The sequence below is a fragment of the Mesorhizobium neociceri genome (assembly GCF_013520985.1).
GTDB classification, from domain to species: Bacteria; Pseudomonadota; Alphaproteobacteria; order Rhizobiales; family Rhizobiaceae; genus Mesorhizobium; species Mesorhizobium neociceri.
Genome location: NZ_JACDTY010000057.1, coordinates 1 through 810, shown reverse-complemented (window position 1 = coordinate 810; position 810 = coordinate 1). Strand labels below are relative to the sequence as shown.

General features: G+C 57.3%; 1 protein-coding gene. It reads right to left on the bottom strand.

Annotated features, from left to right (window positions below; translation table 11 throughout):
* Positions 1-7 precede the first annotated feature (7 nt).
* Positions 8-796, bottom strand: coding sequence for an aspartate/glutamate racemase family protein (locus H0241_RS35285; RefSeq protein WP_181062294.1), 789 nt, complete (start codon positions 794-796; stop codon positions 8-10).
* Positions 797-810: the final 14 nt, after the last annotated feature.

The following is an 810-nucleotide window of genomic DNA, read 5'->3' as shown; positions in this document are numbered from 1 at the left end:
CCCGTTATCAGAGGAGTCCTGTGAATGGTTTGCGTGTTAGGCCACCGACGAAGAATTCAACCATGGAGGTATAATCAAACACGGGAAGGTCAGTCGCCTCTTGAACCGCAGCCGCGTATGGTCCCAGCCCGCCACACTCGAGCAAGAGCATGCCGATATCCGGCCGATCCTTCTGCAGAGTCAGGATTGCATTGACCACATCAGCCTGGACTGCCTCCACGTCTAGGTCACCATACGGCTCCAGGAAGAAGCCGGCAAATACGGGAGCGTCATCGAGTCCAAAGACAACCACCCTGTCACTGATTTCCGGTCGCACCCCAGCCGCTTTCAACATATCTTGGCTCAGTGCAGCCTTACTTGCCACGATTACGCCAAGTGCCTTGCCCTGGGGAAGCACTTGTTCAAGGAACGGAGTAAGGACAAGGCTCGACAGGAACACCGGCACATCAACCGCAGCGCGCACCGCTTCCTGGTACCGGATGAAATAGCCGCATCCGGCAGTAATCACTCGCGCACCCTCTCGTACGAGTTCTTTCGCCGCCGCAATCACAGTGGATGTTTTTTCCTCACCATCCGCCCCGAAAATGCAGGTATTGTTGAGCCCCGGTACAGTTTTATAGCGCACGGGAACGCTCCACGTGGTGGCATTGCCGGCGTCTCCAGGGATGTACGGACGGAGGCCGGGTCCCGGCATGCGATCAAGCATCAAAATGCCCACGGGTGCCCCGTGGAACGCCAATCGAGGCCTAATCCAGGACGGCCAGCGTTTTCCTGGGGCACGAGGAAAATCAGTCATCGGTCGTCATCCTT